Below are 21,509 nucleotides of genomic sequence, written 5' to 3'. Positions count from 1 at the left end.
GGAGCTAATCCGAAGGCGCGGCGTAGCGCTAGACCGCGACCGGCTTCTTCTGCGTGATCCCCATGAACACCAGCCCGATCATCGCCGCGCGCAGCTCGGCCAGCTTGATGCTCCAGGCCTCGAAGACCCGCTGGTGCGCGGAGATCGAGGCCAGCATCGCCACCAGCGCGCCGGCGGTCGCGGTCGGCGGCATCACGGCGTCGGCCTTGCCGGCGGACTGCAGCTCGGTGATCGCGTCGGCCAGGGAGATGGTGACGTTGTTCAGGATCTTCATGCGGATCTTGTGGAAGCGCTTGTCGCCCTCGGCGGTGGCCAGGTCCACCACGCGCAGGATCGCCTCGTGCTCGTTCCAGAACTCCAGGAACCCGTCGACCAGCGCCTCGGCGGCCTGCATGCCGGCCCGGCCGGACCAGGTGCGGCCGTCCGCGAGCTCCTTCAGGTGCGCGCCGTCCTTGGCCATGTCGTTGGCGATCTCGATGATCGCCGACTCGATGTCCGGGAAGTACTGGTAGAACGTGGCCGGGGAGGTGCCCGCCAGCCGGGCCACGTCGATCACCGTGATCGAGCGGTACGGCTGCCCGACGAGCATCTCGCCGAGGCACTCCAGCAGCCGGGCCCGGGTGGCCTGGCCGCGCTTGCCCGCGATCCGCCCGTCGACGGTGCGCACTTGCTGAGCTGTCATGTCGTCAGTTTATGCGGTCTGGGCCCCTTACCTCGTGCAGACCTGGGTGATCGTCCATGATCGGGATTAGTTATCATGCTCGTCACTTCCCGGCTGTCGTGATGCCGCGGCCCGCCGCCCCGGACTCGCGGTTGAAGCGCGGCGCCTCACCGCCGCCGTGCACCAGCAGTTCCGCGCCGGAAACCTGGCCGGCCTCGTCGGAGGCCAGGTAGAGACAGGCTCCGGCGATGTCCGCGGGCTCGGCCATCCGCCCCATCGGCAGCCCCTGGCCGACCAGCGCCGCAGCCTCCGGGCCGCCGTAGTAGGCGGTCAGCGACTCGGTGAGCACCGGTCCGGGCACCACACAGTTCACCCGCACCCGCGGCGCCCACTCCAGCGCCAGGCTCTTGGTGAGCGAGGCCAGCGCGGCCTTGGCGGCGCCGTAGACGGCCGTACCGGGGCTCGGCCGGGTGCCGGCCACCGAGCCGATGTTCACGATGGAGGCGCCGCCGTGCTCGGGCGTCAGCGGGTACATGCACTGCGCGGCGTGCAGGACACCCAGCACGTTGAGATCGAACGCGGCGCGGGCCGCGTCCTCGGGGTAGTCCAGCGCCCGGCCCGGCCGCGCGCCGCCGGCGTTGTTGACGAGCACGTCGACGCGCCCGAACTCGTCCGCGATCGCCGCGAAGGCGGCCCTGATGTCCGCCGGCGAGGCCAGATCGGCGGCGATGAAGCGACCGACGGCCTGCGCCGGCTCGGTGCGTGCGAGCGTCACCACGGTGGCTCCGGCGGCTTCGAAGCGCGCCGCGACCGCCCGTCCGATGCCCTTGGTCCCGCCGGTGACGACGGCGACCCTTCCGGTGAACGACGTCACACCCCCGTGTGTATCAGAGGCGGCTTTTACTCGGAAGCACCTCAGCATCACCCGTCCGGTCGATTGACCGTGACCGATGTGCGTTGTCGACTCTTGCACAGTCCGGAGGAGATGACGACGATGGGCGAATCCGCCGCAGTACCGCAGATCGACCCCGCCGGCGGCGGGGACGACGAACCCTTTTTAGGCCTGGCGTGGGCCGAGGCCATCGAGGCCACGGAGCTCTTGCGCTCCGCCCTGGCGGCCCTCGGGCTGGCCGGGGAGATCCCGCGCTTGCGGGGTGACGTGAACGTGTACGGACGGCCGATGGTGACCGTGGGCCGCATCAGCCCGACGGCCGCCCGACGGCTGGCCGCGGCCCTGAGCCGGGCCGCGCAGCACCAGCCCCGGATCTACGGCCAGGCGCAGCCGGCGGACGGTGAGACGGCAAGCTGCGGGCTGCCCGGGCCGAACGGCTCCGGGACCGCCGGCGAGCCGCACCGGAGCCTGCGGCCGCCGCGGACCGCGACGCCGCTGAACCTGCCGGTGGCGGTTCCGATGGCGACGGTGCTGCCGGCCGCGGTCCCGGCTCCGACGGGGGCACCGGTAGCCGCGGTACCGGGGGCCTCGCCCGCGGACTCCATGCGGCTGCCCGCCTGATTCCCGCTCCGCTCGACAACGATGACGGCCGGGTCGGCGGGATGACTCGGCCGCCATCGTGCGTCGAAAGTAGCGCTTTCCAGGGATCTTGACCATGGTTTGCGTTGAAGACTGAATACATACGCAAGCTGCGGTTACGCGTTGCGGTTTGTCAGTAGCCGAATGCCGACAACGGACACGCGGAAGCGGCTGGAGCCCGACACGGCTCCAGCCGCGATCCCGGCTGACCCGGGGGGATCGTCAGCCGGGTTGTGGGTGCCGATCCCGCGGCCACCCACGCCTTGACTGCGACACGCAGATTACGAGTCAGGGCTCGAACCCGGCCAGCGTTTCGCCCCAGCGGCGAAAGGCTGCGACCCCTCCGGCGCCTCAGCGGGGACGCCAGCCGCCGCCTTTGGCCCGCGCCGCGAACAGCTCCGCCTGCTGCTCCGCGCTGAGGTTGCCGAGCTGCACCAGATGCGGAGCCAGGCCCAGCGCCTGTCCCTTGGCCATCTCGCGTGCGGCCCAGACCGCGCGCACCGTGCCCTCGACCGCGGAGGGTTCGGATTCGGCGACGGTCCGCGCGGCCTGCTCCGCCGCCGCCAGCAGCGCCGCGTTGTCCGGCACCACTTCGCTGACGAAACCGATCTCGTAGGCGCGCCGCGCGGTCATGCGCTCGGCCGTGCCCGTCAACGCCAGGCGCGCCAGCTCGCCGTGCGGCATGCGCTGCGCGAGGTGCACGGCCTCGTACGCCATCACCATGCCGTAGGTGACGTGCGGGTCGAAGAACGTGGCGTGCTCGGCGGCGATCAAGAACTCGCACTCGCCGAGCAGGTAGAACGCCCCGCCGCAGGCCATCCCGTTGACCGCCGCGATGACCGGCTTCCACAGGTCGGCGGTCTTCGGTCCCAGCGCCACGCCGGGGTCGTCGACCATGAACGGCGACGACGGCTGCGGCACCACCGCGTCCCGGTCGATCCCGGTGCAGAAGGCCTTGTCGCCGCTGCCGGTCAGCACCACGCAGCGCACCGAGTCGCGGTGCCGCAAGGTTTTCCACAGCCTGTGGATTTCGTCGGCCATCGCCAGATCGAAGGCGTTGTGGCGCTCCGGGCGGTTCAGCGTCACCCACGCGACGCCGTCCCGCTCCTCGTACAGGAGGGTACTGAACTCCAAGTCACTCATCCGGCGTCCAGGCCGCCACGAAAAGCCCTTCGATCTCCTGGAACACGGCACGCACCGGCTGCCCGATCTCGACCGTCGCCGGATCCACCGAGTTGATCGCGGCGCCCTCGGACGCCACGAGGTTCCCGACCAACCGCAGCCGCCGGTCCTCCTCCAGTTCCACGACGACCACCGGATACGGCGCCAGCGCCGCGTAGTCCGGCAGCAACGGCGGACGCGGCACCGCGAAGGACCAGACGTGCCCGCGGCCGGACATCAGCTTCCACTCGAATTCAGTGCCCTGACATCTCGGGCACATCGGCCGCGGCGGGAACAGCACCTCGCCGCAGTTCGCGCACGTCTGCATGCGCAGTTCGCCCTTCGCGGCGTACTCGAAGTACGGCGCGCCGTCGTCGTCGACGAGCGGTTTGAGCATCGTGGGTGACCCTCCGTTCGGTGCAGTGTGGTCAGCCCCGGCGCAGCAGGACAGCCGACGTCGGTACAGCTTCGCCCGCGGTGACCAGGCATGTCGAGGCCCCGGCGACCTGGTTCGTGGAGGTGCCGCGCAGTTGCCGCACGCCCTCGTTGATCAGGTTGAAGCCGTGGACGTAGGCCTCGGACAGGCCGCCGCCGGAGGTGTTGATCGGCAGCCGCCCGGACAGTTCAAGTCCGCCGTCGTCGGCGAAGGCCCCGCCCTCGCCCTTGCCGCAGAAGCCGTAGCCTTCCAGGGACAAGGGGATCAGCGGCGTGAAGGCGTCGTAGATCTGCGCCACGTCCACGTCGGCGGGGCCGAAGTCGGCGTGTTTCCACAGCTGCTTCGCCGCCGTCCACGACGGCCCGGCCAGCGGGTCGTCGTTCCAGTAGTTGACCATACCGTGGTGCTGGGCTGGCAGGCCCTGGCCGAAGGCGTGGACGTAGACCGGCTCGCCGCGGCAGTCCCGGGCCCGCTCGGCCGAGACCATGACGACGGCCAGGGCGCCGTCGGTCTCCAGGCAGTTGTCGAACAGGCACAACGGATCGGAGATCATGCGGGCGCTGAGATAGTCATCCATGGTCAGCGGCCGCTCGTACATGATCGCCGCCGGATTGGCGTTGGCCCGGTTGCGGCAGGCGACGGCCACCGCGCCCAACTGCTCGCGGGTCATGCCGTACTCATGCATGTAGCGGCGGGCCAGGACGGCGATCTCGTCGACCGGCCGCAGCAGCCCGAAGGGCCGGGTCCACTGCGCCGGCGTGGCGAGCTGGTTCACGGTGTCGGTCCACGGCCGCGGCCCGCTGCCGCGCTTGCGGGAGCGCCACGCGACGCCCACGCTCGCCTGGCCGGTGGCGATCGCCATCGCCAGGTGGCCGACGGTGGCGCACGATCCGCCGCCGCCGAAGCCCACCCGGGAGAAGAAGGTGACGTCTCCGGCGCCGACCGCCTTGGCGATCTCGACCTCGTCGGTGGCCTCCATCGTGTACGCGGCGAACGCGTCCACCTCGTGGGCGGCGATGCCGGCGTCGTCCAGCGCCATGGCTATGGCCCGGCAGGCGAGCGCTTTCTCTGACGGCTCAAGGTGTTTGGCGAACTCGGTCTGGCCGATGCCGACGATGGCGGCCCGGTCCTTCAAAGACGTCGGATTCATGCACCTTCCCATCTGACGCTGCGTCAGATATCTGCCTATCATGGGCCCCGGCACGGTGCCAGAGCCAAGTTCCTTGTGCGTACCTCTGCGTTCCTCTGTGCGAAAGGCCGCTGAAGATGACGGTGCAGCTCGGCACGACGACGATCCCGGAGCTGGTGGCGCGGGCCGCCGCCGACCACGGCGAGCGGGAGGCGGTGGTCGACGGGGAGCAGCGCCTCACGTTCGCCGACCTCGCGGCCCGCGTGAAGCAGGCGGGCCGGGCGATGATCGCCTGGGGCGTGGCGCCCGGCGACCGCGTGGCGATCTGGGCCCCGAACTCGGCGGAGTGGATCGTGACGGCGCTCGGCGCGGTGTCGGTCGGCGCGATCCTGGTGCCGCTGAACACCCGGCTGAAGGCGGCCGAGGTCGGTCACATCCTGGAGAAGTCGCGGACGAAGCTGGTCGCGGTGTCCGGGGAGTTCCTGGGCGTGGACTATGTGGGACAGCTGGCCTCGATCCGGGACGGGCTGCCGGACCTGGAGGTCATGACGGCGTTCACCGACGGCGGGCTGCCGCCGGTGGTGTCGCGACGGCAGTTCCGGGCGCCGGGGATGAAGGTGCCGGCGGCGCTGTTCGACGAGGCGGCGGCGGCGCTGACCCCTGAATCGCCCGGCGACCTGTTCTTCACCTCCGGGACCACCGGCACCCCGAAGGGGGTGCAGACCACGCACGGACAGACGACGCGCGCCTTCCATCAGTGGTCGGAGATCGTCGGGCTGCGGGCCGGGGACCGCTACCTGATCGCGAACCCGTTCTCGCACACGTTCGGCTACAAAGCCGGGATCGTGGCCTGCCTGACGCGCGGGGCGACGATGGTCCCGCTGGCCTCGTTCGACGCCGAGGCGCTGTTCGCGACGATCGAGCGCGAGCAGATCACGGTGTTCCCGGCGGCCCCGGCGGTATACCAGATGCTGCTAGCGCACCCGGACCTGGCGAAGCACGATCCCAGTTCCCTGCGAGCGGCGGCGACCGGCGCGGCGGTGATCCCGGTGGAGCTGATCGAGCGGATGCGGGACACGCTGGGCCTGTCGACGGTGATCACCGCCTACGGCCTGACCGAGGCGACCGGCGTGGTGACCATGTCCCGCGACGGCGACGACCCGGAGGTCGTCGCCCGCACCTCGGGCCGCGCCATCGACGGGGTCGAGGTGCGGACCGCCGAGGACACCGGCGAGATCCTGGTGCGCGGCTACAACGTGATGCACGGCTACTTCGAGGACGAGGCAGCCACCGCCGAGACGATCGACGCCGACGGCTGGCTGCACACCGGGGACGTCGGGGAACTGGACGCGGCGGGGAACCTGCGGATCACCGACCGGATCAAGGACATGTTCATCTGCGGCGGCTTCAACGCCTACCCGGCGGAGATCGAGCAGGTGCTGCTGACGTTCCCGGGCGTCCAGGAGGCGGCCGTGGTCGGCGTGCCGGACGCGCGGCTCGGCGAGGTGGGAAAGGCATTCGTGATCGCGGTGCCGGGGCAGCGGATCGAGCCGGACGCGCTGATCGCGCACGCCGAGGAACGCCTCGCCAACTACAAGGTGCCGCGGCACGTCGAGGTGGTCGAGGCGTTCCCGCGCAGCTCGCTGGGGAAGGTGCTCAAGCGCGAGCTGCGGTGATATGGAGGGTCACTGGCCGGTCGTGTCGTCGTACCTGGGCACGCAGGTCGTCTGCCGACCGACCTTCAGCCCGAATTGGGTCCCCATCTGCCGGCCGTGGGACTGGAACTGCATCACCGTCATGAAGTCCCCGGCCGGGATGGCGGCCTTGTCGATCACGAAGTCGTAGCCGTGGGCCGGATTGATCTTGAGGACCTTCCCACCGACCGTTCCGGCGTCGACCACCCCGGGGTCCGGAGTGCACTCGATCCCCCGGGTCATGTCCCACCCCTGCGGGACCTGCTGGACCAGGATGACCGCGGGCACTCCGGCCTTCTCCAGCACGGACTGGATGACGGCCGGGTCGATGATCTGGGTGATGGTCAGATGGACCGTGCCGTCCGCCTTCTCCTCCATGGAGAACCCGGCCTCTTGAACGTTCAGGGTCTGGACAGTGCCGGGCTTGGTGGCGGCCGTTTCGGTGCCGGGGGTGGTCACAGTCCTTTCGGCGCCGGGAGTGACAGCCTTCTGCGGCGGCGCGTTCAGCACGGGCCCGGTCCCCGTCCCCGCCGACGGAGCCAGCACCCCGACCGCCGCGACGAGCGCCGCCGCGCTCGTCCCGATGCCGGCGGCCAGGGCGCGGTGCCGGTTGCGGGTGCGGCGGCCGAGGGCCGCCACGTCGGCCGCGCTGGTGGCCAGGGTCGCGCCGGCCACGGAGCGTCGCAGTCCGGCGAACACCTCCTCGTCGTCGATCGCGTCGTCGGAGCCCTCTGGGTTCGCTCGCGTGTTGATCACTTCACTTCCTCCCGCTCGGTCTGATCTTCGAGCTCCGTCCGCAGCGTCTTCATCGCGCGGTGGAGGTGGGCCTGGACGGTTCCGGGGGCGATGCCGAGCGCGGCGGCCGTGCCCCGGGTGTCCAGATCGAGGAAGACCCGCAGCACCACCACTTCGCGCTGCCGGAGCGGCAGATTGCGCAGGGCGGCGCGCAGGACGGGCTCAACGGCGGTCGCATCGCCGTCGGGGCCCGTGTTCGCGGTCGCGCCCGCGCGCGCTCCGGCGCCCGGCGCGTCGGGGTACGCGACCGCGTCCCACGACACCTCGCGGCGGCGTCTTCGCCACCAGGAGACGTGGGTGTTCAGCGCGGTACGCACCACCCACGCCGCCGGCGCCGGGTGCTTACGCACCTTGCGCCAGTGCCCCCACGCCCGGGCGAAGGCCTCGGCCGTCAGCTCCTCGGCGAGGTGCCGGTCGCCGACGCTGACCAGAACCGCCCGAAAGCAGGGGTCCCGGTGGCCTTCGTAGAAGGCTGCGAAATCCTCGGATCCTCTGTCCACGGTCCTTTCACGCTTTCGAGTGATGATGCGTTTACCGCGGTCCACGGCCGAGTACGAATACTCTTAATCCATGGCACAACGGGCAAAAACTGGAATGATCCTGATCTGATGAGCCACACACAGTCTCCGCGCCGCCGGCTCGGCGCCCTCGCCACCCTCGCGGCCCTGGCCGCCCTGGCGCTGTCCATCGGATTCTGTGGCGCGCCGATGGCCGCCGCGGACGAGATCGTGGACGACCCGCCGGTCCTGGCCACGGCCGCCGTCCTGGACGGCAAACCGGTCGACGGCATCCCGGCCGGCCCGATGGTCGCCGGCGGCTACCACGTGCACTCGCACCTGACGCTGTACATCAACGGCATGGAGCAGTGGGTCCCGGCCGGCGTGGGCGTGACCCGCCCGGTCGTGCTGGACCCCACGCGCCCGGACCCGTCGATCACGGAGGCACACAGCTTCTACTGGCTGCACACGCACGACGAGTCCGGAGTCATCCACGAAGAGGCGCCGACGCCGCACGACTTCACCCTCGGCCAGTTCTTCGACCTGTGGGGCCAGCCCCTGGACCGGCACGAGGTCGGGCCGGCCCAGGGTGACGTGACGGTGTGGGTGGACGGCAAGAGCTACGACGGCGACCCACGCGCCGTGGCCCTGAAGGACCACACGACAGTGCAGCTGAACGTGGGACGGGACGTGCCGTTCGTGCCCTACGACTTCCCGACCAGGTACAACTGAGGCCGGCGGGCCCGGAATGACGGGCCCGCCGAAACACCTACGCCAGCGGCAGCATCGTCCGCAGCAGCCCCCGCGAGTCCGCCTCGCGCGCCGCCTGGATGCGCTCGGCCGGCACCTCGCCGTACAGGGTCGAGCGCTGGCGCGTCGGACGGCCGAGCGGGGCGCAGATCTCCTCCAGCTCCGCGATGCCCTTCGCCGAGCCGTACTCGGACCCGGCCATGCGGGAGATCGTCTCCTCCATGAGCGTGCCGCCCATGTCGTTGACGCCGCCGGCGAGCATGAGCCGGGCGTTGTCGGTGCCGAGCTTGACCCACGAAGTCTGGATGTTCTTGATGCGGCCGTGCAGCATGACGCGCGCCATCGCGTGCACCGCGCGGTTGTCGCGCATCGTCGGTCCCGGGCGGGCGATGCCGGCCAGGTACACCGGTGCGTTGGAGTGGATGAACGGCAGCGGTACGAACTCCGTGAAGCCGCCGGTCTCGTCCTGGATCCGGGCCAGCACCCGCAGGTGCGCGACCCAGTGCGCGGGGTTGTCGACGTGCCCGTACATCATCGTCGAGGTGGTGGGGATCCCGACCTGGTGCGCGGTGGTGATCACCTCGATCCACTGCGCGGCCGGCAGCTTGCCCTTGGTCAGCACCCAGCGCACGTCGTCGTCGAGGATCTCGGCGGCGGTCCCCGGCAGCGAGTCGACGCCCGCCTCCTTGGCCGCGGTGAGGAACTCGCGAATCGACATGCCGGTCCGGGAGACGCCGTTGATGATCTCCATCGGCGAGTACGAGTGCAGGTGCAGCCCCGGGACCCGCTTCTTGATCTCGGCGGCCAGGTCGAAGTACGCGGTGCCGGGCAGGTCCGGGTGGATGCCGCCCTGCATGCAGATCTCCGTCGCCCCGACCTGCCACGCGGCCTCGGCGCGGTCGCCGACCTCTGACACGGAAAGGGTGTACGCGTCCGCGTCCGTACGCCGCTGCGCGAAGGCACAGAACCGGCAGCCGGTGTAACAGACGTTCGTGAAGTTGATGTTCCGGTTGACGACGTACGTCACCTCGTCCCCGACCGCGTCCCGCCGCAGCCCGTCGGCCAACGCGGCCAACGCCTCCAGCGCGGGACCGTCGGCGTGGATCAGCGCGAGCGCGTCGGTGTCCGACAGGTTCCCCGGGTCACGCTCGGCAGCCGCCAGCGCGGTCTTCAGCGCCGCGTCGATGCGCTCCGGAGCGCTGTGGTCGACAGAGGTCCGGGAGGCGTGCTCGCGGAGCTCGTCCCAGTCCCCGTAGACGTCGGAGAAGTCGGAGCGCCGGTCCTCGCTGCGGCCGTCGGTGTCGATGGTGGTGTGCAGGTCGGTGCGGCCGCTGGAGGTGTCCCAGCCGCCGTCGGGCTCCTGCCACCGGATCCCGGTGGGGATCCGCCCCTCCACGGCCATCCCGGTCTCCGGATCGGCCAGCGCCTTCACATGCGGCATGATCCGCGGGTCCAGCCACGGCTCCCCGTGCAGCACGTACTCGGGGTAGATCGTCAGGCGTTCCTTCAGCGTGAAGCCCGCGGCGGAGGACTGCTCGGCCAGTTCGTCGATGGCCGGCCAAGGCCGCTCCGGATTGACGTGGTCCGCGGTCAGCGGCGAGACCCCGCCCCAGTCGTCGATACCGGCCCGCAGCATCAGCGCGTACTGCGCGTCCACCAGGTTCGGCGGCGCCTGGATCCGGACCGAGGGCCCGAGCACGACGCGCGCCGTGGCAATCGTCGCCGCGAGCTCTTCCAGATCCGCGTCGGGGGTGTTCATCATCGCCGTGGCCGGCTTGGCCCGGAAGTTCTGGATGATGATCTCCTGGATCCCGCGATACGTCCGCGCCACCTTCCGCATCGCGAAGATCGAATCAGCGCGCTCCTCCAGCGTCTCGCCGATCCCGATGAGAATCCCGGTGGTGAAGGGAACCGAAGAGCGGCCCGCGTCCTCCAATACCCGGAGCCGCACCGCGGGTTCCTTGTCCGGGGACCCGTAGTGCGGCCCGCCAGGCTCCGACCACAGCCGCGTGGCCGTGGTCTCCAGCATCATCCCCATCGACGGCGCCACCGGCTTGAGCCGCTGGAAGTCGGACCAGGACAGCACGCCCGGGTTCAAGTGGGGGAGCAGGCCGGTCTCCTCCAGCACCCGGATCGACATGGCGCGCACATAGTCCAGCGTCGAGTCGTAGCCGTGCGCGTCCAGCCATTCCTTCGCCTGCGGCCACCGGTCCTCCGGCCGGTCCCCCAGCGTGAACAGCGCTTCCTTGCAGCCCAGCGCCGCACCCTTCGCGGCGATGTCGAGCACCTCGTCGGGCGAGAGGTACAGCGAGTCCAGGCGGCCGGGAACCGTGACAAAAGTGCAGTAATGGCATCGGTCCCGGCACAGCCGGGTCAGGGGGATGAACACCTTGCGCGAATAGGTGACCACGCCGGGCCTGCCGGCCGCTTCCAAGCCCTGATCTCGCAGGCGGGAGGCGACGGCGCACAGCGCGTCCAGGTCGGTGCCGCGAGCGGCGAGCAGGACCGCCGCCTCCTCGACGCTGAGCGCGACTCCCTCACCCGCCCGGTGCAGGGCACGGCGCATCGCATTGGCAGTCGGCTGCATCGTCATTCCAGTTCCTACGCGGCAATGAACCGGATCTATTCCCGTTCGACATAGCGAGCGTAGTCGTCGAGCACCGGCAAGATCCGGTCCGCGGGCGCCGATGGGACGTTGAACACAATCTCCTCGATGCCCAGGGCCTGGTAGTGCTCCATCTTGCCCGGGGTCGGCTCGGTCCCGAAAGGCACGACCCGCACCGTGTCCGGGTCCCGTCCGGCTTCCTCCGCCGCCGCCCGCAGCACCGGCATCGCCTGCGTCAGCCCGCGTCCGCCGATCGGCATCCAGCCGTCGGCGTAGTCGATCACCGCGCTGAACAGCTTCGGTCCGGCCGCCCCGCCGATCAGGACCGGGACGGACCCGGCCGCCGGCTTCGGCCAGGACCACGAGGGGTCGAAGCTGACGTGCTCACCGTGGTACGAAGCGACCTCCTTGCCCCAGAGCTCCTTCATCGCCAGCACGGTCTCCCGCACCTGCTCCCGCCGGGTCCCGAAGTCGACGCCGTGGTCGGCCATCTCCTCCTTGTTCCAGCCGAAGCCCACACCGAGGTCCAGGTTGCCGCCGGTGACCAGGTCCAGGGTCGCGACGGTCTTGGCCAGCAGCAGCGGATCGTGCTGGGCGGCCAGGCAGATGCCGGTGCCCACGCGCAGGCCGGGCGCGGCGGCCGCGACAGTGGCGAGCGCGACGAAGGGATCGAGCGTCCGCGAGTAGTAGTCCGGCAGCGGCTCCCCGAGCGGCGCCGGGGTGGCCCGGCTGACCGGGATGTGAGTGTGCTCGGGCGCGTAGTACGACTGGAAGCCGCGCTCGGCGAGCGCGCGCCCGAGCTCGGCCGGACCGATGGTCTGGTCGGTCAGGAAGACCGTGACGCCGATGCGCAAGACAGCTCCTTCTGCAGAGGTGGTTCTCGGGGGGTGGGTTTCGGGTCGGTGGCTGTTCACATGCTTACTTGCCCAACGCCGCGGCGGCACTGCGGAACCGTGTGGTCCGGTGCACCGGATCCTTGTCTATCTTGGGGATCACGTGCCGGCCGATCAGCTCGATCGTCTCCAGCGTGTCGGCGAGCGAGAGCTGGATCGGCAGGCCGAACACCAGCTGGTCGATCCCCGTGGCCTCGTAGCGCTTGATCTGCGCCAGCACCTCGTCGGGGTCGCCGCAGATCAGGTACCCGTTGTGCGAGCGCCAGACGACCTCCTCCAGCGTCGGCTCGGGCAGCACCGCCGGCCAGGCCGGGATCCAGTCGGGCCGCGGGAAGGTGTCGTGGTAGCGGAACACCAGCGACTGCAGGCGTCCCAGCCCCATCGTCGTGGCCGCGCGCCGGGCCCGGTCGCCGTCGGCCAGGCACACCGCCGAGGACGTCACCATGACGTTGTCGTTGACGTACGCGCCGATCGGCTCGGCCGACAGGACCGCCTTCTTGTACGCCGCGACCGCGCTCTCGGCGTCGGCCGCGGAGCCCACCGAGAAGCCCAGCACGCCGAGCCCCATCCGCGCGGCCATCTCGTACGACGGCGGGTTCCCGGCCGCGTACCACATCGCCGGATGCGGCTTCTTCCACGGCTTGGGCAGCACGTTCCGCTCCGGCATCGAGAACCACTTGCCGTCGTGCGAATACGAGTCCTGTATCCACATCTTCGGGATCTCGCGCACCACCTCGGCCCAGATCTCCTTGGTGACCGTGGTGTCCGGCAAGCCCAGGCCCAGGATCTCGCGCGAGCCGGCGCCGCGTCCGGTGCCGAACTCGAACCGGCCGCCGGACAGGTGGTCCAGCGTCGCCACCTTCTCCGCGACCTTCACCGGGTGGTTGGCTTGCGGCAACGGATTGAAGATGCCTGAGCCGAGGTGGATCCGCTCGGTCGCGGCGGCCAGGTAGCCCAGGAAGACGTCGTTGCTCGCCAGGTGTGAGTACTCGTCAAGGAAGTGGTGCTCGGAGGCCCACACGTACTTGAAGCCCGCCTTGTCCGCGGCTTTGGCGATCGCGATGTCGTTCATCAGCGAGGTGTGCTCGAAGTCGGGGTCGGCGGCCAGCTGCGCGAGCGGCACGTGGCCCTGGATGAAGATGCCGAACTCCATGGCGCCTCCTGGTCGGTCGTCTAGCCGAATCAGTCGTCTAGCCGAAATGGATGCCGGCCAGCGCTCCGCCGTCGAGGACGAAGTCGGCGCCGGTGCAGTAGGACGAGTCGTCGGAGGTGAGGAACAGCGCGGCCTTGGCGATCTCGTTCGCGGTCCCGACGCGCTTGAGCGGGATGCCGGAGTAGCCGGCGTTCGGGTCGGAGTCCTCCGGCATCAGCTCGGTGACCATCGGGGTGTGCACGCCGCCGGGGCAGATGCAGTTCACCCGGACCGTCGGCGCGGCCTCCAGGGCCGCCACGCGCGTCAGGCCCCTGACGGCGAACTTGGTCGAGACGTAGGAGCCCAGGTACGCCATGCCCGCCAGCCCGTCGATGCTCGCGGTGTTCACCACGGTGCCGCCGCCGGCCGCGCGGATCCGGGGCAGGCACACGTGCAGCCCCAGGAAGACGCCGACCTGGTTCACCGTCACGACCTGCATGTACTCCTCGACGCTGGTCTTCTCGATCTTGTTGAAGCGCAGGATGCCGGCGTTGTTGATCAGACCGTCGAGCTTGCCGAACTCGGCCTCGGCGTAGTCCGCGGCGGCGGTCCACTGCGCCTCGTCGGTGACGTCGAGCCGCACGAAGCGCGCCGCGTCGCCGATCTCCTTGGCCACCTGGTCGCCCAGGTCCTCCAGCACATCTGCGATCACCACCCGCGCACCCTCGGAGGCGAACAGCCGCGCCTCCTCGGCGCCCTGGCCCCGCGCCGCGCCGGTGATCAACACCACCCGCCCGTCCAATTTGCCCATCTGCCGACCGTCCCCTGTCCTCGGATCGCGCTTGACATCTGACTAGGTGTCAGATTGATTCCTTCCAGGCGAAAAGTGAAGGGGAGGCGGCCCATGAAGTTCTGGCTCTCACCGGCGTTCTGCGACACCGCGCACCTCACCGGCCTGGCACGGGCCGCCGAGGAGTACGGGTTCGAAGGGATCGCCATCCCGGACCACCTGTTCCATCCGGTCGAGTTGTCCTCCCCCTACCCGTATACGCCGGACGGATCCCGGTATTGGTCGAAGGACACTCATTGGCCTGAGCCGTGGGTGGCGATCGCGGCGATGGCCGCGGTGACGACGCGGCTGCGGTTCACGACCAACATCTACGTGGCCCCGGCCCGCGACCTGCTGACCGTCGCGAACCAACTGGCCACGGCCGCGTACCTCTCGCAGGGCTCCGCCGACGGCCACCACCGCGTCGCGCTGGGCGTCGGGCCGGGCTGGAGCAAGGACGAGTTCACCGCGACCGGCCAGGCCTTCGCCAGGCGCGGAGCCCGGCTGGACGAGATGCTCGTCGCGCTGCGCCGGCTGTGGACCGGCGACGTGGTCGAGGTGGCGGGGCCGAACTACACGCTCCCGCCGTGCTCGATCACCCCGACGCCGAACGACCCGATCCCGGTCTACATCGGCGGCGTCTCCGACATCGCGATCCGGCGCGCGGCGCGGAACGACGGCTGGATCGGGATCTACCACACGGTCGACGAGACGCGGGCGATCATGGACCGGATCCGGGCGGCCCGCGAGGAGGCCGGGACGCTCGACCGGCCGTTCCGCGCCATGCTCGCGGTCCTGGCCGAGCCCACGCCGGAGCTGTGCGAGCAGGTGGAGGAGTGGGGCGTCACGGACCTGCTGGGTGCTCCGTGGATGAAGAACATCAAGGCGATGACGGCGCCGGGGCCCTCGCTGGACGAGATGGTAGAGGCGGTGGCGGAGTTCGCCGGGCGCTATGTGAAGTAGCGCGTATAGGTCTTGCCGCGTATACGTCTGTGCCGCGTATAGGTCGGCAGTCGCGTATCTGTCTGTAGCCCCGGCAAACGCCGCGGGCGCCAGAAGCCTCAGCCTCTGGCGCCCGCGGCGTCCTCACGTGCTCGTCACGTGCCCGTCAATCAGTACACGCAGGGAATGCCGTTCTGCGAGGTGACCGCGCCACCGGAGCTCAGACCGGAGGAGTCCGCGGAGTTGTCGCTGGCCACGCTGGTCGGGGCGCCCGAGGGCTGGTTCGACGGCTGGCTCGACGGCGCCGAGGTCGTGGTCGCCGGCGGCGCCTTGTAGTCGTAGCCGACGGTGACCGTGATCGTGCCCTTGGCCAGGGAGTCGCTGGCGATCGGCGCGGTCTTGGTGCCGAGCTTGGTCTGGATCTGCTTGGCCAGGGCCTCCTCGCCGGCGCCGTAGCGGATGATCGTGTGCTGCACGCCGTTGCCGCCGTTGCCGGTCTTGCTGGTCGGGATGCCGGCGTCGAACAGCTGCCCGGAGACCTTCAGCGCCAGGCCGGTGGTCTGGGTGCCGTTCAGCACGGTGATGGTCGCCGGGGGCGTCGCCGTCGTGGAGGGCGCCGCCGGGGGCGGGGTCGAGCTGGAGGCCGTGGTCGGCGGCGGGGCCACCGCGGCGTCGTTGCCGAACGTCGCGGCCATGGTGCTCTTGATCGCGGCCGGGTCGACGGTCAGCGCGCTCTCGCCGGCGATCGTCACGGTGCCGGTGGTCGGCAGCGTGATGAACTCGGTGTTGCCGCCGGTCAGGTTCGAGGCCTGGGACGCGAAGTCCAGCACGCTCCAGCCGTTGTCGATGACGATGTCGTTCTTCACGACGTTGAACAGGCCCTGCATGGCCCCGACGTCGCCGAGCACGCCCTTCTTCTTCAACGCCTGCGTCACCGAGGACAGGAACGCCTGCTGGCGGTGCGTGCGGTCCAGGTCGCCGTTGGGCAGGTGGAAGCGCTGGCGCACGAACTGCAGGGCGGTGGCCGCGTTGATGGTGGACACGCCGGCCGGCAGGTTGAGGCCGGTGCCCGCGCCGTCCTGGATCGGGTCGTAGGCCGGAGCCTTCAGGCAGACCTGGATGGTGCCGATCGCGTTCACGATGTCGTAGAAGCCGACCAGGTTGACCTCGGCGAGGTGGTCGACGTGCTGGCCGGTGAGCTTCTGCACGGCCCGGATCGTGGCCTCGCGGCCCACCTCGCGGCTCTCGGCCTCCTCGGTGGCCTTGTCCACCTTCTTGCCGGAGGCGTTGATCTTCTGGTCGGCGAAGGCCTTGGCGTCGCCGTAGGCCTCCTTGATCTTGCCCATGCCCATGTCCGGCACCTGGACCGTGCCCACGCCGGGGATGTCCGCGCTGCCGCCGGGGCGCTCGACGTCGCTGTCGCGCGGGATCGAGTACGCGGTGACCTTGCCGCCGTTGGCCGGGATGTGCATGAGGATCAGCACGTTGGTGTTGTAGCCGCCGATCGAGGAGGAACCGGCGTGCAGCTCGTCCTCGACCAGGGAGGTCGGCAGGTTGTTGCCGTTCATGTCCTTGCGCGAGTCCAGGCCGATCAGCAGCAGGTTGACGTCGGCGCCGAGGTGCGGGGCGACGTAACCGTCCTGGCCGGGCTTGATCTGGTTGATCGAGTCCGAGGTGTGCAGGCCGTCGGTGAGCTGCTTGTTCTCGAACCAGACGAAGCCGGTCGCCAGCACGACCACCGCGCTCATCGTGGCGGCGGTGATCCGGCCGGCGAGCACGCCGCGCTTGCGGGGAGGCTTGGCGGGACCCGTCGCGCCGCGGCCGCCTCCGCGCCGGCCGCCGCCTCCGCCCCGGCCGGACTCGATGTAGTCCTCGTCGTAGTCGTCCGGACCGTGGAAATCGTCACGGCCCTGCTGGGCCATGACATTGGTCTGCTCCGCGGCGTACCAGTCGCCGGGGGCGCCGTGGTGCGTCGGGTCATCGGGGCGTGCGGGCGGCGGCTGCTGCGGCAACCAGGCCCGGTTGTCGCGCTGCGGCGGGGCTTCGGGGCGGCGCTGCGGCGGGGGCTCCGGGCGGCGCTGGGCCGCGCGCCAGGGTTGCTCGGGCTCTTCACGGCGACCGCCGCCCCGGCCGTAGTCGGGGTCGTTTCCGTAGCCGGGGTCGTTTCCGTAACCGGGGTTGCCGCCGCGGCCGTAGCCGCCATCGTTACCACGCCCGCCATAACCGTCACCGCCGCCGGCGCCACGTCGGCCGCCGCCGCCCCCGCGACGGTCACCGCCGCCGCGGTAGTCCCCGCCTTCGTCCGGATACCACTCAGACACGACGCGTGCCTCCCCCGCTCTGCCGTCCGCGCACCACCGCGGCGGCTATGACCAAACCCATGACGACGAGCGCGGCGAGGATCACCGGGAAGACGTTCGTCGTCGCGTGGACCAGACCGACCGCCTTCGCCTTGGTGTCCGGGTAGGGCGGGTTGTGCCAGGCCAGCTCGGCGACCGCGGCGACCAGCCAGGCCACCGGCGGCAGCGCGCAGACCACCCACCAGCGGCCGTTCACGGTGGCCGAGGCGACGGCCACACCGGCCGAGACGACGGTGAGCACCAAGAACACCGGGCCGTGGTAGCCGCCGATGAACTTGCCGAGTATCGCGGCCAGCATCGGCCCGCCGAGCACCGCCGCGGCCGGCAGCCAGTTCGGTGCCCCCGCCAGCAGCCTGTCGCCCGGGCCGGGCCCCGGCCGCGGGGCGGAACGGCGACCGGCGGCGGGACCACCGCGGCCGGACGGACCCGAGGCGCGACCGCGCACCGGAGCCGGCGGCGGCACGGGCCGCCCCGACCGAGGCGGCATCGAAGACCCGCGCTCCGGACGGCCACCGCCGCCGGGGCCCGGACGCCGCGCCGGCGACGTGCGAGCTGTTGAGGACATGTCGGCGATCCTCACTCAGCCGTTCAACCGACCCATCCCGCTTTCGTCACAACCCTGCTACAACGCGGGAAGGCCCGTCACCGCATGTAATCGCCGGCGTTGACGGCAAGCGATTGACCGGTCACCCCGCCGGCATATGGCGACACCATGTACACGGCCGCGTTCGCCACGTCGCCGTCACTGGCCATTTCCGGCAACGCCATGCGATCGGTCAGTGACGCGACGATCTGTTCCTCGGCGATTTTTTGTGACGCGGCGGTCCACGCGACGTACCCCTGGACCATCGGCCCCCACATCCACGACGGCACCACCGCGTTGACCCTGATGCGCCGCGGCCCGAGTTCCTTGGCCATGCCGTAGGTGGCGGACAGCAGAGCCCCCTTGGAAGCGGCATAAGCGGCCTGCATCACTTCGGTCGCCGGCACCCACATCGACTGCGACAGGATGTGGACGATGCCGGTGGTCCCGGTTTCGCGCGCCAGATGCGGGATCGCCGCCTTGCTGAGCTGCAGGGTGCCGACGACGTTCACCTCGTAGACGGCGCGCCAGTCGGCGAAGTCGGCGTCGCTGACGCCCCCGAAGACCTGGTCCATGGCCGCGACGTTGACCAGACCGTCGAGGGCGCCGAAGCGCTCGACGGCGAGATCGACCAGCCGCAGGCAGTCGCTCTCGGAGGTGATGTCGGTCGGCGCGAAGGCGACGCGCGCGGCGTCGAACTCGGCGGCCGCCTTGGCCAGCTTCGCCTCCGTCCGCGCCCCCAGCACCACGTTCGCGCCCTGGTCGTAGGCCGCCTGCGCGACCTCCCGGCCGAGTCCGTCGCCGACCCCTGACACGATCACCGTCTTGCCTCGGAGCAACATGGGGAGCCTTTCGTGGGTGGTGGCGAGAGATTCTGATGGTGCGTCAGATTAGGCGGGACGGGGTGAGATCGCCAGAGTCGTCACGCGGTCCCGCCACGACATGACAGCATCCTGCGACGATGCTTGACACCACGATTGTTCTAGCTGTTCTATAGCAATAGTTCGAAGGAGGCGGAAGCTTGCTCCTGACCGTGGAGCCCGACGGCGACGTGCCGATCTACCAGCAGCTGCGCGACCAGATCGTGGTGGCGGTGGCGGCCGGGGTGCTGGTGGCGGGGGATTCGCTGCCGACGACGCGGCAGCTGGCCGCCGATCTCGGGATCAACATGCACACCGTGAACAAGGCCTACGACCTGTTGCGGCGCGAGGGGTTGATCCGGCTGGGGCGGCGGACCGGCGCGGTGGTGGCGCGGGGGCCGGGGGACGGGCCCGCCTCGGCGGAGGAGGTCGGGGACTGGGAGCGGCGGACCCGGACGTTGCTCGCCGAGGGGTTCGCGAAGGGGATGGCGCCGGCGGAGGTGCTGGAGCGGTGCCGGGCGCTGTTGGACGAGTTCGCCGGGCCCTAAGCCGAAGAAGCCTGAAGCCCACTACGCACCACGCGCCACGCACCACCACGCATCACCGAGACGACACGGGAGGCTCCGATGCACACCTCTGCTCTGCCCGCAGTGGTACCGGTCCTACTGATCGGGTTCCTGTCCCTGCTCACCCCGGCGCTGACGCCGCGGACCGTGCAGTTCGGGGTCCGGGTGCCGGCGGAGCGTGCCGGGGATCCGGTGGTGGCGGCCGCGCGGCGGACGTACCGGGGCGGGATCGGTGCGGTGACCGTCGTCGCGGCGCTGGTCGGGTTGTTCGTGGGGTCGGTGGGCGCGGCGACGGCCGGGGCGTTGCTGGTCGAGCTCGTCGGGTCGGTGGCGGTGTATCTCGTCGCGCGGTCGCAGGTCGCCGCGGCCAAGCAGGACGGACGCTGGTTCGAGGGGCGCACGCAGATCACGGTCGCCGACACGGCGCTGCGCACCCGGCCCGAGCCGTTCCCGTGGCTGTGGGCGCTGCCGGCGGTGGCGGTCACCGTGGGCACGGCGGTCGTCGGCGCGATCCGTTATCCGCACCTGCCGGATCGGCTCGTCTCGCACTACGACGCCGGCGGGCATCCGACGTCGTACACCGCCAAGACTTTTGTGTCGGCGTTCGGGCTGGTCGGGGTGCAGATGGGGATCACCGTGCTGATCGTGACGCTGACCTGGGTCACCGCGCGCGGGAAGGCCGCCCTGGACGCGCAGGATCCGCACGCGGCCGAGCGGCACCGGCGGTTCGTCGCGGCGATGGCGCGCTGCCTGCTCGTGCTGGCCGCCGCGGCGGATCTTTCGATGTTCTTCGCCGCGTTGGCGATGTGGAACGTGACGGGGAGTACGGGCTTCTTTCCGGTGCTGCTCATCGCGCCGATCGCGGTGGCGACGGTGGTGCTGGTCGTGGTGGCGGTGCGGGTCGGGCAGGGCGGGTCGCGGTTGCGGATCGCGGGGGAGGCTGCGGGTGCGGGTGCGGGTGCGGGTGCGGGTGCCGGTGACGGCCGGGGCGACGGGAGCCGCGCCGGGGCCGTCAACCGTGACGACGACCGATACTGGAAGCTCGGCCTGCTCTACTACAACCACGAGGACCCGGCGGTGTTCGTTCCGAAGCGTTTCGGCATCGGCTGGACGATCAACTTCGCTCGCCCGAGCGGCGCCGGCTTGATCGTCGGACTCTTGCTGATCCCGATCGCGCTCCCGCTGATCCTCGGCTCACACTGAGGGCTCGCGGTGCGGGCTTACAATCCCTGCGCCGCCTTCAAGCGCCCGACCTGGATATCGGTCAGGTGCGCGAGCGTCGCCCCCATCTGCTCCAGCGACGTCTTGTCGTTCGTCACCGGCCCGACGAGAACCACCACCGAGACCGCCGACCCGACGTGCACCAGCAGCGCGGCCATGAGCACGGTCTTGCCGCCGACGGTGAGGTAGTTGATGTAGCCGGCCTGGCCCTGCTTCATCAGCTGCGGGACCGGGGCCGGCGCCATGGTCCCGGAACTGCCGGAGAAGGTCATGCTCAGGTTCTTGCACCCCTGCAGCCCCGCGGTCAGGTCGGTGATCAGCGCCTGCGCCTTGTCGGAGGACGGCAGCGCCAGCACCGAGTCCTGGATCACGTGGCCGGCCGAGGTCTTGTGGAGCTGGCGGTTCACCTCGGCGGTGGTGCCGTACTTCGTGGTCAGGCCGTCCTCGGCGTCCACGAACGTCTGGCAGGCCGCGCCCCCGGTCTTCACGACGTCCTGCGCGCTGGTGGTCGTGGCGTCGTCCTGCGAGGCGTCGTAGGTGTAGCCGGGGTCATCCTTGTCGGTGAGCAGGAGCTTGCTGATCTGAGCGGCACTCAGCGTGGTCCCCGAAGCCCCACCCGACGCCGCCGATGAAGTGGACGGCGCGATCGACGTGTTCGGCACACCCCCGCCGGACGCCGGCGCCTTCGACCCGACCGACGTACCTGCCACCCCCGGCGCACTCGTCCCTGCCGCCGAACCACCGATCTGCCCCGAACTACTGCAAGCGGCCGTCACCAGGACGGCCGCCGTGAGGACGGCTATGGAGCCACCCTTGAACCCGTTGCGCATCTTCTTCCCCGTTCCCCGTGTTGACACGAAGCAC

21 protein-coding genes are annotated in these 21,509 nt (G+C 70.5%); 6 read left to right on the top strand and 15 right to left on the bottom strand.

The genetic code is table 11. The features are described 5' to 3' along the window. Nucleotides 1-28: 28 nt before the first annotated feature. Both ABH935_RS39870 and ABH935_RS39865 read right to left on the bottom strand, forming a co-directional pair. Entirely contained in the window at nt 29-682 is a 654-nt protein-coding gene (locus tag ABH935_RS39870; RefSeq protein ID WP_194907186.1) for a TetR family transcriptional regulator, read from the bottom strand. An 82-nt stretch (nt 683-764) separates the two neighbouring features. After that, nucleotides 765-1,535, bottom strand: coding sequence for an SDR family oxidoreductase (locus ABH935_RS39865; protein ID WP_370383164.1), 771 nt, complete (start codon nt 1,533-1,535; stop codon nt 765-767). A 120-nt stretch (nt 1,536-1,655) separates the two neighbouring features. On the opposite strand from ABH935_RS39865, the gene ABH935_RS39860 reads away from it, so the two are divergent. After that, the gene (locus ABH935_RS39860; protein ID WP_370383163.1) at nt 1,656-2,174 is read left to right on the top strand and encodes a hypothetical protein; all 519 of its coding nucleotides are present in this window, start codon (nt 1,656-1,658) and stop codon (nt 2,172-2,174) included. Between the two features lie 369 nt (nt 2,175-2,543). Here the strand turns inward: ABH935_RS39860 and ABH935_RS39855 are convergent, their stop codons facing one another. Genes ABH935_RS39855 through ABH935_RS39845 form a run of 3 tightly spaced genes read right to left on the bottom strand, consistent with a single transcriptional unit; the run spans nt 2,544 to nt 4,939 of the window. Continuing rightward, nucleotides 2,544-3,335, bottom strand: a complete 792-nt coding sequence (locus ABH935_RS39855) for an enoyl-CoA hydratase/isomerase family protein (RefSeq protein WP_370383162.1) — start codon at nt 3,333-3,335, stop codon at nt 2,544-2,546. Continuing rightward, nucleotides 3,328-3,750, bottom strand: a complete 423-nt coding sequence (locus tag ABH935_RS39850; RefSeq protein WP_370383161.1) for a Zn-ribbon domain-containing OB-fold protein — start codon at nt 3,748-3,750, stop codon at nt 3,328-3,330. The genes ABH935_RS39855 and ABH935_RS39850 overlap by 8 nt, the downstream gene beginning before the upstream one ends. Nucleotides 3,751-3,781: 31 nt before the next feature. Next, nucleotides 3,782-4,939 carry a lipid-transfer protein gene (locus tag ABH935_RS39845; RefSeq protein WP_370383160.1) on the bottom strand — a complete coding sequence of 386 codons (1,158 nt, stop codon included), beginning with the start codon at nt 4,937-4,939 and terminating at the stop codon, nt 3,782-3,784. A 116-nt stretch (nt 4,940-5,055) separates the two neighbouring features. Between ABH935_RS39845 and ABH935_RS39840 the strand changes: the two genes are divergently transcribed. Beyond that, complete coding sequence (locus tag ABH935_RS39840; protein ID WP_370383159.1) at nt 5,056-6,594, top strand: FadD3 family acyl-CoA ligase; 1,539 nt, start codon at nt 5,056-5,058, stop codon at nt 6,592-6,594. 9 nt (nt 6,595-6,603) lie between these two features. Here the strand turns inward: ABH935_RS39840 and ABH935_RS39835 are convergent, their stop codons facing one another. Beyond that, nucleotides 6,604-7,368, bottom strand: a complete 765-nt coding sequence (locus ABH935_RS39835; RefSeq protein WP_370383158.1) for a hypothetical protein — start codon at nt 7,366-7,368, stop codon at nt 6,604-6,606. Continuing rightward, nucleotides 7,365-7,907, bottom strand: coding sequence for a SigE family RNA polymerase sigma factor (locus ABH935_RS39830; protein WP_370383157.1), 543 nt, complete (start codon nt 7,905-7,907; stop codon nt 7,365-7,367). Before ABH935_RS39830 ends, ABH935_RS39835 begins: the two co-directional genes overlap by 4 nt. Before the next feature lie 108 nt (nt 7,908-8,015). On the opposite strand from ABH935_RS39830, the gene ABH935_RS39825 reads away from it, so the two are divergent. Continuing rightward, nucleotides 8,016-8,636 carry a hypothetical protein gene (locus ABH935_RS39825; protein WP_370383156.1) on the top strand — a complete coding sequence of 207 codons (621 nt, stop codon included), beginning with the start codon at nt 8,016-8,018 and terminating at the stop codon, nt 8,634-8,636. 37 nt (nt 8,637-8,673) lie between these two features. Here ABH935_RS39825 and ABH935_RS39820 read toward each other — a convergent pair whose 3' ends face one another. From ABH935_RS39820 to ABH935_RS39805, 4 genes are all read right to left on the bottom strand, one after another. Next, nucleotides 8,674-11,247, bottom strand: coding sequence for a bifunctional FO biosynthesis protein CofGH (locus ABH935_RS39820; RefSeq protein ID WP_370383155.1), 2,574 nt, complete (start codon nt 11,245-11,247; stop codon nt 8,674-8,676). A 29-nt stretch (nt 11,248-11,276) separates the two neighbouring features. Beyond that, nucleotides 11,277-12,113: an LLM class F420-dependent oxidoreductase gene (locus ABH935_RS39815; protein ID WP_370383154.1), complete on the bottom strand. Its 837-nt coding sequence runs from the start codon at nt 12,111-12,113 to the stop codon at nt 11,277-11,279. Between the two features lie 64 nt (nt 12,114-12,177). Further along, a complete protein-coding gene (locus tag ABH935_RS39810; protein ID WP_370383153.1) occupies nt 12,178-13,305 on the bottom strand; it encodes an LLM class flavin-dependent oxidoreductase in 1,128 nt (375 codons plus the stop codon). Nucleotides 13,306-13,342: 37 nt separating this feature from the next. Next, entirely contained in the window at nt 13,343-14,095 is a 753-nt protein-coding gene (locus ABH935_RS39805) for a glucose 1-dehydrogenase (protein WP_370383152.1), read from the bottom strand. Nucleotides 14,096-14,188: 93 nt separating this feature from the next. On the opposite strand from ABH935_RS39805, the gene ABH935_RS39800 reads away from it, so the two are divergent. Continuing rightward, the gene (locus ABH935_RS39800; RefSeq protein ID WP_370383151.1) at nt 14,189-15,076 is read left to right on the top strand and encodes a TIGR03619 family F420-dependent LLM class oxidoreductase; all 888 of its coding nucleotides are present in this window, start codon (nt 14,189-14,191) and stop codon (nt 15,074-15,076) included. A 149-nt stretch (nt 15,077-15,225) separates the two neighbouring features. On the opposite strand, the gene ABH935_RS39795 is transcribed toward ABH935_RS39800, so the two are convergent. From ABH935_RS39795 to ABH935_RS39785, 3 genes are all read right to left on the bottom strand, one after another. Further along, nucleotides 15,226-17,376, bottom strand: a complete 2,151-nt coding sequence (locus ABH935_RS39795; RefSeq protein ID WP_370383150.1) for an LCP family protein — start codon at nt 17,374-17,376, stop codon at nt 15,226-15,228. Then, nucleotides 17,369-17,980 (bottom strand): hypothetical protein, encoded by a 612-nt coding sequence (locus ABH935_RS39790; RefSeq protein ID WP_370383149.1) that lies wholly within the window; start codon nt 17,978-17,980, stop codon nt 17,369-17,371. The genes ABH935_RS39795 and ABH935_RS39790 overlap by 8 nt, the downstream gene beginning before the upstream one ends. A gap of 77 nt (nt 17,981-18,057) precedes the next feature. After that, nucleotides 18,058-18,840 (bottom strand): SDR family oxidoreductase, encoded by a 783-nt coding sequence (locus ABH935_RS39785; protein WP_370383148.1) that lies wholly within the window; start codon nt 18,838-18,840, stop codon nt 18,058-18,060. A 179-nt stretch (nt 18,841-19,019) separates the two neighbouring features. Between ABH935_RS39785 and ABH935_RS39780 the strand changes: the two genes are divergently transcribed. Together ABH935_RS39780 and ABH935_RS39775 are read left to right on the top strand one after the other, a co-directional pair. Then, nucleotides 19,020-19,406, top strand: a complete 387-nt coding sequence (locus ABH935_RS39780) for a GntR family transcriptional regulator (RefSeq protein ID WP_370383147.1) — start codon at nt 19,020-19,022, stop codon at nt 19,404-19,406. A 78-nt stretch (nt 19,407-19,484) separates the two neighbouring features. Beyond that, nucleotides 19,485-20,627: a DUF1648 domain-containing protein gene (locus ABH935_RS39775; protein ID WP_370383146.1), complete on the top strand. Its 1,143-nt coding sequence runs from the start codon at nt 19,485-19,487 to the stop codon at nt 20,625-20,627. 17 nt (nt 20,628-20,644) lie between these two features. On the opposite strand, the gene ABH935_RS39770 is transcribed toward ABH935_RS39775, so the two are convergent. Further along, nucleotides 20,645-21,475, bottom strand: a complete 831-nt coding sequence (locus tag ABH935_RS39770; protein ID WP_370383145.1) for a sensor domain-containing protein — start codon at nt 21,473-21,475, stop codon at nt 20,645-20,647. Nucleotides 21,476-21,509 lie beyond the last annotated feature (34 nt).

The sequence above is a fragment of the Catenulispora sp. GAS73 genome (assembly GCF_041262085.1).
Lineage (GTDB): Bacteria > Actinomycetota > Actinomycetes > Streptomycetales > Catenulisporaceae > Catenulispora.
The sequence above is the reverse complement of the archived record's forward strand: the minus strand, read 5'-3'. Positions and strand labels throughout refer to the sequence as shown.